Genomic DNA, 8145 nt, shown 5'->3' with positions numbered 1-8145 from the left:
CAGCCTGCCGGACGGCGGCCTGCTCGGCCTCGGACAGCACCTGGTGCTCACCCGTGCGACGGCCTCGCGGGCGAGACAGCAGTGCATCCCGGCCGCCGGCCTGCCACTTCACCCACCAGTTGTCCACGGCCCTGACCGACACCCTGAACAAGGCGGCAACCTCCACGCGGTCCCGGCCCTCCGTCAGTGCGGACACCGCCAGCAACCGCACAGCTTCCTGCGCGTCCGGCGACCACGTCCGCGCATCCCCCACCAGATCACTCACACACCGTCAACGAGCATGAACCCAAAGCGTTTCGGATCAATGGACCGGGACGTCAAGGCAGCGGTCAACGTCGAGAAGGCCGGAGAAGATGTCAACAGGCCTGCATCGGCTCCCCTTCCACTAGCTGCGAGACAAAGCCGTTCGGTCCCTGCGCGGGCTCGCCCAGGACGGTCACCCGATGCATGACTCGGTCGACGTCAAGGTGCGCGAAGTCTGTCGGGGCAAAGTGGCAGGTGCTGCGGTTGTCCCAGAAGGCGATGCTGCCCGGCTCCCAGCGGAAACGGACGGTGTACTCGGCGCTGGTCAGGTGCTGGAACAGCAGCTCCAGCAGGTGCCGGCTTTCCAGCTCGGTGAACCCGGTGATGCGGGTGGTGGAGCCGGGGCTGACGAATAGGCCCTTCTCTCCAGTCTCCGGGTGGATCCGCACCACCGGGTGCACGGCCGCCTCCGGGTCATCGCAGTAGATCCCCAGGATCTCGCGGTCCCGCGCGTCGGAGTGGCGCAGGTGGACCGCGGTGAAGAAGGCGTGCTCGGCGCTCAGGCCGTCCACGAACTCCCGCAGTGACGCCGACAGGCCCTCGTACGCGGCGACCGTGTTGGTCCACTGGGTGTCACCGCCGAAGGCGGGGGTCCGCTCCGCCCGTAGGATGGAGAAACAGGGCGGGTTGACGGCCTGAGTCAGGTCGCTGTGCCAGCCAGCCAACGGGGAGGTCCACTTGCGGCGGTAGTGCTCCTCGAAGCCGGCTCCGTAGCGCTCGGTGTCCGCCTTCGGGTCGACTGTGAGGATCTCCGGGTGTCCCTCGGGGTGCACTCCGTGCTTCTTGCCCGGGCGGCGGGTCAGCGCGCCGAAGCGGCGACCGAAGGCTATGTGCTCGGTATGGGTGATCTCCTGACCGCGGAAGAAGACGACACGGTGGGTCAGAACGGCGCGGCGGATCTCGGCTACGGTGGCCTCGTCTAGGTCCTGGCTGAGGTCGACCCCGGAGATCTCGGCCCCGATACGGCCGGCCACCTGCTCGACTGAGATGCTGGTCGGTTGCACGGTCTGCGTCACGGTTGTGCCTCTCTTAATGTTTGGTACGGCTCAGGCCGGATGGGCCACCAGCTGAGTCCACAGCGGGAGCAGCAGCAGCGCGACGACGGAGCTCTTGATGACGAGGGAGGCCGCCATGTCGACCCCCACGTCGTAGCGCTGGGCGAAGATGAACAGGTTTTGCGGCGCAGGCATCGCCGCGATCAGGACGAGATAGTTCAGCCACTCGCCCTCCACTCCGAAGCCAAAGCGGCACACGGCGTAGGTGATAAGCGGCAACGCCACGCACTTGAAGCCAGTGATCGAGATTTCCTCCAGTGTGGTCTCCCGGATCTTCAGGCCGCTGCCGCCGAGGTGCAGGCCGAGGGCGAATAGCGCGACCGGCGAGGAGCTGTCGCCGACGAAGGAGAAGCTGTCGAGCACGACCGCAGGGATCGTGATCGGGAGCAGGTTGAGGACGATGCCCGCGTTGCAGGCGATCACGACCGGGGTCATCAAGGAAGCGGCGACGGCCGATCCGAGCCGTCGGGCTGGGCTTCCGACCCGGTCCGGGCGCCCTAGCTCCATGATCGAGATGATGATCAAGGACAGCACGCAGACCTGGAACAGCAGCACGGGGAAGATCGGCGCCGCGTTCCCGAACAGCATGATGAAAACTGGCACGGCAAAGTAAGCCGTGTTCACCTGGACGGCGGCCATGATGCGCAGCGCCACGCCGCGCGGATCGCGTACGCCCAGGACCCAGGCCAGAACCCCGATCAGCGCGGCCGCGGCGCACGCCGCGGCCGCGTAGCCGCCGATGGCTCGCCAGTTGAACAGGGCCCCGAGGTCACTGCGGTAGATGTTCCCGAAGAGGAAGCAGGGCACGGCAAAGAGGAACGCGTAGTCCGCGAACACCTTGGAACTGTCGGCCGGCACCACCTTGCGGCGCGCGAGGACGACTCCACATCCGAAGGCCAGCACCACCGGTGCGAGTTTTTCCAGAGCATCAACCGCTCCCATGCATGTGCCCTTGCTCTTGCGGCCCCCTCGGAGAGGAGGCCCGTTTGCTTTTTCGCGACGGCTTCCTACAGAGCCGGCCGGCCAGGGTCGCGCAGCTGCGCGCGGCCCTGGACCAGCTCCCGATATCCCGTCACGACCGTTCGTGTCACCGCGTTGCCGGCGACGTTGTAGTGATGATCATCGAGGCGGCCGACGGGGAGGATCTCGCTCGCGGTCCCGCAGAGGAACGCGCCGTCAGCCTCGCCCGCAAACTTCGGTGGCAGGTCGGCGACCACACATTCGATCCCCTCCCGTGCGGCGATCGCCAGCACGCACGCCCGGGTGATCCCGTCGATCGTGCAGCGCGTTGTCGGCGTGTGCAGCACCCCGTCTTTCGTGAAGAACAGGTGCGCACCCGTCGCCTCCACGAAGTTGCCCCGGTCGTCGAGGAGGACGGCGTCGTCGAAACCCGCCCGTAGCGCCTCGTTCTTGCTGACCGTGCCGATCATGTAATTGCCGGCGGCCTTGCTCTTGACCGGGGCGTACTCCGGCGTAGGTCGCCGGTAGCGACTTGTCACCAGGGAGATGCCCCGGTCCACGGCGTCCTCCGCCGCGTAGTAGCCCGCCGGGAGCTCCCAGGCGGCCACCGAAGTGTGTACGGACGTCTTGAGCGCCGCGGTCTGGATGACCTCTGAACCGCGCCAGGCGTTCATCCGTATGTAACCCTCGGTGATGCCCGCCTCGGCGACCACCGCGCGGGTTGCCTCGCACAGTATGTCCTCGCCGTACTCCAGCTCGAAGTCGAGGATGCGGGCGGAGGCGCCGAGGCGCGCGACGTGTTCCTCGAGCATGAAGGCCTCGCCGCCGTACACGCGGATGCCCTCGAAGACGCTGGAGGCGTAGTGCAGTCCGTGGCTGAGCACGTGGAGCCGGGCGTCCGCCCAGTCCACGAGCCCGCCGTCGTACCAGATCTTCCCGGTGCGCTGGTCGAAGGGGATCACAGCCGCGTCCTCCTCAGAGCGCCAGGTCGAAGAGCTGCCGCGGCAGGTCCCCTACGAGGGCGATGAAACGACGCTGGTGCTGGGTCAGGCAGCGCACCGATACCCCGTGCAGGGCGAGCGGGTTGATCGGGTACAGCACCAGGGTGTTGCTCCGGTACGGGACGGTCGTGACCTCCTCGACGAACTGCGGGTCGATGTCGAAGCGGTTGTCCCCGTACTCCGAGGCACTGGTGTGGAACTTGTGTGCGCCCGGCCGGTACTTGTAGAGCACCAGGTCGCCGCCGGTGGCGTCGTCCTCCGGGAGTCGCATGTAGAACAGCCCGCCGAAGAGCTTGTGCGGCTTGTCCACGTGCGGACCCCGGTAGGCCGAGGGGCGGCCGGTGACCGCCGAGTTGATGACGGCCGTGCAGTCCAGCAGGATGTCGTGCGTCTCGAAGGCGTCCCGGTTGCGGCGGCCCACACGCAGTTCGCGCAGCGGGCCTACCAGCTTTTCGGCCTCCGGGAGGTTGGCGAGCAGGTCCTCCTGGAAGAGGTCGAGGAACTCCTCGTAGAAGGCTGGGGAGGCGTGGTAGGTGGCAAAGTCTTTCCACACCTGGGCCATCGTGTCGTCGGCCAAGATCATCTCAGACATGTAGTTGTAGCGCTCGTTCGAGGTGATCGGCTTGCCGATCCGCTCGCCGATGTACTCCGCGGTCGGCATCGACTTGGCCAGCGCGTCGTACAGCTCCTGCGGCAGCGCGTCGCTGATCACGACATGCGGGAACGGGTCGCGGCGAATGTCCGCCTTGGTGACGCCGGCCAGTAGCGAGGTGACGGCGGGACGGGACACGGGTGCTTGGGTCATTTCCTGTCTCATTTCTGGGTGGGGAGGGGGGAAGGGTTCAGGCCGCGCGAGGAGAGCCAGGTCTCCAAGATGAGGAGGGACCAGAGCAACTCGGCGGCGTGCGCCCCCGGGCTCTCGGTCTGAGTGCGGAACAGCTCGTGGACGGTGTCCTGACGGATGTATTCGCCGCAGCGGGCGCCGGGACCCAGGAGGAGGTCGCCGATCATGTCGTACAGCGCCTCGCCTGGGCGGATCATCGCCGCCACCGGGAGGGTGAACGGCTGCTTCGGCCGGTCGATCACGCTCTGAGGCACCCAGCGCCGGGCCGCCAGCGCCACCGGCGCCTTCACCGTGTCGCCGGCCACCTTGACGGTCGCTGGCAGAGCGTGCGCCAGTCGCACCACCGACGGCTGGAGGAACGGTATCCGGGCCTCCACCGAGTGGGCCATGCTCAGGTGGTCGACCCGGCGCAGGATGTAGTAGGGGAACCGCTCGGCCTGGTCGTAGCGCAACAGCGTCTCCAGCTTGCGGTGCGGGCCGGAACGCACCCGACGTGCCAGCTCGTCGCCGTTGAAGTTCCCGAAGTGGCCCCCGGTCGCCTGTATATGTTCCAGATAGCCGGGCGTGTAGAGCCGCCCGAGCGCCGTCGGGCCGGCGACGGCCATGGTGTCCTGGTAGGCGCGGTGCCACGCGGAGTCGCCGTCCTGGTCCGCCTTGGTGAAGCGCGCGTACCCGGCGAACAGCTCGTCCGCCCCGTCTCCTGTCAGGGCCACCTTGAAGCCGGCCTCGTGCACTGCCTCGAACAGGGCGAAGGTGCTCAGGCTGTGTGGGGCGTTGTTCGGCTGGTCGAGGTGGCGAGTGAACCGCTCGACCAGGTCCGGGAAGGACGCCGGGTCCAAGAGCACCTGGTGGTGCTCGGTCCCGCAGTGGCGGGCCACCTCCGCCGCCCAGTGGCGCTCGTCGGCGGGCCAGTTGCCCCGGTAGGCGATGTTGAATGAGGCCACGTCGGATATCTGACGGGCGGCGAGCGCGGTGGTGTAGCTGGAGTCGAGCCCGCCGCTGGTGATCACGCACACCGGGACATCCGCGTCGAGCATCCGGCTCATTTCGGTGCGCAGCAGCCCGTCCAGCAGCTCAGCCGCCGCTTCGACGGTGGGCACGCCGCCCGGCCAGTCGACCTCCGCGGGTTCCAGGGCGGTGCGGGTAAGGGTCTCGCGAGCGTTGGCGAAGCGCAGTACCGAGCCGGGCTCCAGAGTACGGACCCGGGTATGCACGGTGCCCGGGCCCCAGACCGCTTTCCCTCCGAGGTAGCGGTCAACAGCCAGCGGGTCGAGCCCGTCGGGGAAGTCCGGGAAGCGGCTGAGCGCCCGCAGCTCGGAGGCGAAGCACAGCCGGCGGCCGTCGGCGGACACGTAGTAGAACAGCGACTTCATGCCCGCGTGGTCGGTGAAAAGCTTCAGGCAGGACTCCTCGCGCTCGTCGACGACCGCGATTGCGAACATGCCCTCCAGTCGGCTGGTGAAGGTATCGCCGTACAGCTCGTACAGCGGCAGCAGAACATCGCCGTCGCAGTCGCCCTCGAAGGAGTAGCCGTGCGTGGCCAGTTCGGCGCGCAGCTGCCGGTGATTGTAGATCTCGCCGTTGAACACGCAGCACAGCGCGCCACGCACGAACGGCTGGTCTCCCGAGGCGATTCCCTGGATGGCGAGCCGGTTGTTGCCCAACGCCCAGCCGTTACCGCGCCGGACGCTCTGCGCGTCGGGACCGCCTTCGATCATCGCCCCTGAGACGGCGTCCAACACTTCGCGCCCGGCAGTCTCCCCGCCGAAGCAGCCGTGGATGCGGCACATCGCTCACACCTCCGTCCGACGGGCAGAGGCGGGCGCGCCCCCGGCCGTCTCCAGCGGGAGGGCGGCGGGGCCGGCGCAGCTCTGTCGGGCGCCGGGATGGTGCCAGCCTACGAATTCGGTGACCAGTTCGACCTGGCGGAGGATGTCGTCCAGCTGCACGGGAGAAGGACTGACACCGTGGCCCTCCAAGGCGCTGTTACCCGTCTTCAGGTAGACCGGCGCCGCCACCCGGACGATGTCGGGGGCCTCGTAGGTGCGGATGAACCCGCCGGAGGTCCGGGGGTTATCCACGTGCAGGTCCAGCGGGACGGTCACAGCCTGCCGCAGCGCCGCGATCATCGGCAAGGTCAGGTCGCGCACCGGGTTGAAGCTGTTCGCGCCGAGCATCTCCAGCATCTGCGCCGACGCCGGGTTGCCCTGCCCGCAGTGCGCGGAGACCTTCAGATGAATCCCCGCGGGCAGCTCGCCCGCGGTGCGCAGCCTCCCCAGCACCCACAGCAGGCCCTCGTCGTAGACGACGAACCCGCGTACGCCCAGCCCTATCCCGCGCTTGACGTCCTCGACGGCGCGCACGATCTGCTCCTGGCCGCGCAGCCGGTAGCCGATCCGGGCCCCCTCGGGGGTCTGCACACCGGCGCCGATGTCGTTGGTGGCGCGCGGGCCGACCGACATCAGGATCTCGGCGCCGAACTCCGCGCCGAGGGCAACGTACTCGCTGATTTCCCCGGCCGTGTGCCGGTACATGCCCCGGGTTTCGGTGATGCGGTTGATGGTGAAGCCCCGGCGGCGGCTCTCGCGCAGCAGCCGCTCCGCGGCTTGCAGCGAGTTCACCGTTGGCACTTCGATGCGGAAGTGCCCCCCGTCGGTGAAGACGGCGTCCGAGTCGGGGGTAAGCTGCGGGTCCCCGTCCGGCAGGCCCAGTTGGGCTAGCTGCCGACGGGTCTGGCCGAAGAAGGCGGTCGTGGTCGTCGTGCCCGTCATGGTCGTCGTCCTCACCTCGTCACCTCAAAGCCGAGCCGGTCGGCCATGCCCCCGACGACGTCCTCGGCGATGCGTATCGACGTCGCACGGTCCGGGTGCACTACCTGCACTTCACCGAAGTTGCCGAGGTTTCCCCGGCAGGGCGGCAGGTCGTCCCCGGTGGGGAAGCGGACCGTCAGCGCGTGCAGGCTGTCGCCGTACTCGGCGGCGGCCCAGCCGAGGTCCGGGACTTGATCCGGGACGGGCACACGGTCGGCGGCACCGAACCAGCGCACCGTGGCGTATCCGTCGAAGACCGTCGGGTCCCGCTCGATCTGCTCGTTCAGGTGAATTCGGACGAGTAGTTCGAAGATGTCCCCGCCGCCCGCGAGGCGGAACAGGTTGGGTAGGCAGGAGCCCATGATGCGGGGGTTGAGCTCGATCAGCCGGGGCGTTCCGTCCGCGCCCAGCATGACCTCCACGTGGAAGACGCCCAGCCGCAGCCCGACCGCGGAGACCACCTCCTGCGCGAACTCCATCACCCGGTCGTGCTCCTCCGCGGAGAGGCCAGCCGGGATTGTCGTGCCGGTCTCCAGGGCCTCGTGCCTGTGCCAGGTGGACCGCTCGCTGACGGCCAGCCACAGGAACCGGCTGTGCACCAGGCCAATCTCAGCGGAGACGAAGCGCCCGCTCAGGTACTCCTCGACGAGGATCCCGGACGCGTACGCGTGGGCCGACGCCTGCGCGAGCACCTCGGACAGCTGCCTCTCGTCCGACAAAACGTGGGCACCCTCGCTCCCAGACCCCCGGGCCGGCTTGACGACTACGGGCCAGCCGGTGGCGGCCGCGAACGCGGCGGCCTCCTCGAAGCCGCTCACGACCGCGTGCCGGGTGGTATCCACCCCGGCTGCCGCGAGGATCTCCCGGCAGCGGTTCTTCTGCTTGGCCGCCTCGGCGGCGTCGGCGTCGGTGAAAGGCACGCCGATCTCCTCGGCGATCCGCGCGACGGGGACCACCAGGGCGTCGACAGTGGCGACGAAGCCGTCGACGCGCCGCTCTCGGTGGACCTCCAGGACGCACAAGCGCAGCGCCCGGATGTCGGTGGCGTCCTTCAAGACATGGATCTGGTCCACGTACTGCCTGAGTTCCGCAGTTAGCAGTGCCGACTAGGACACGAATATGTGGGTTGACCTGCGAAAATGCCTGTGAGCACGCCGAGATGGCGTGTCACT

Annotated in this window: 8 protein-coding genes; all 8 read right to left on the bottom strand. The window is 68.3% G+C overall.

Features of this window, described 5'->3' with window-relative positions; genetic code table 11:
- Nucleotides 1–205, bottom strand: a 205-nt coding sequence (locus ACFU5K_RS30380) for a helix-turn-helix domain-containing protein (RefSeq protein ID WP_384067503.1), incomplete at its 3' end; no start/stop codon positions are given.
- Nucleotides 206–356: 151 nt separating this feature from the next.
- On the bottom strand, nt 357–1319 hold the full coding sequence (locus ACFU5K_RS30375) for a TauD/TfdA dioxygenase family protein (protein WP_384067500.1): 963 nt from the start codon (nt 1317–1319) through the stop codon (nt 357–359).
- 30 nt (nt 1320–1349) lie between these two features.
- Nucleotides 1350–2300 (bottom strand): AEC family transporter, encoded by a 951-nt coding sequence (locus tag ACFU5K_RS30370; RefSeq protein WP_384067497.1) that lies wholly within the window; start codon nt 2298–2300, stop codon nt 1350–1352.
- Nucleotides 2301–2365: 65 nt separating this feature from the next.
- On the bottom strand, nt 2366–3280 hold the full coding sequence (locus ACFU5K_RS30365; protein WP_384067494.1) for an aminotransferase class IV: 915 nt from the start codon (nt 3278–3280) through the stop codon (nt 2366–2368).
- 13 nt (nt 3281–3293) lie between these two features.
- On the bottom strand, nt 3294–4124 hold the full coding sequence (locus ACFU5K_RS30360) for a hypothetical protein (protein WP_384067491.1): 831 nt from the start codon (nt 4122–4124) through the stop codon (nt 3294–3296).
- A gap of 8 nt (nt 4125–4132) precedes the next feature.
- A complete protein-coding gene (asnB, locus tag ACFU5K_RS30355; RefSeq protein ID WP_384067488.1) occupies nt 4133–5953 on the bottom strand; it encodes an asparagine synthase (glutamine-hydrolyzing) in 1821 nt (606 codons plus the stop codon).
- A 3-nt stretch (nt 5954–5956) separates the two neighbouring features.
- Nucleotides 5957–6934: a peptidase gene (locus ACFU5K_RS30350; RefSeq protein ID WP_384067485.1), complete on the bottom strand. Its 978-nt coding sequence runs from the start codon at nt 6932–6934 to the stop codon at nt 5957–5959.
- 11 nt (nt 6935–6945) lie between these two features.
- Nucleotides 6946–8046 (bottom strand): acetyl-CoA carboxylase biotin carboxylase subunit family protein, encoded by a 1101-nt coding sequence (locus ACFU5K_RS30345; protein WP_384067483.1) that lies wholly within the window; start codon nt 8044–8046, stop codon nt 6946–6948.
- Between the last annotated feature and the right edge of the window lie 99 nt (nt 8047–8145).

Source organism: Streptomyces sp. NPDC057428 (assembly GCF_042803195.1).
Taxonomy (GTDB): domain Bacteria; phylum Actinomycetota; class Actinomycetes; order Streptomycetales; family Streptomycetaceae; genus Streptomyces.
Note: the sequence above shows the minus strand (reverse complement) of the source record. Positions and strands in the feature narration are given on the sequence as shown.

Excerpts from the sequence above, each read along its gene's own strand:
- ACFU5K_RS30370 (WP_384067497.1), bottom strand. The coding sequence starts at position 2,300 with ATGGGAGCGGTTGATGCTCTGGAAAAACTCGCACCGGTGGTGCTGGCC.
- ACFU5K_RS30350 (WP_384067485.1), bottom strand. The coding sequence starts at position 6,934 with ATGACGGGCACGACGACCACGACCGCCTTCTTCGGCCAGACCCGTCGG.
- ACFU5K_RS30360 (WP_384067491.1), bottom strand. The coding sequence starts at position 4,124 with ATGACCCAAGCACCCGTGTCCCGTCCCGCCGTCACCTCGCTACTGGCC.
- asnB (WP_384067488.1), bottom strand. The coding sequence starts at position 5,953 with ATGTGCCGCATCCACGGCTGCTTCGGCGGGGAGACTGCCGGGCGCGAA.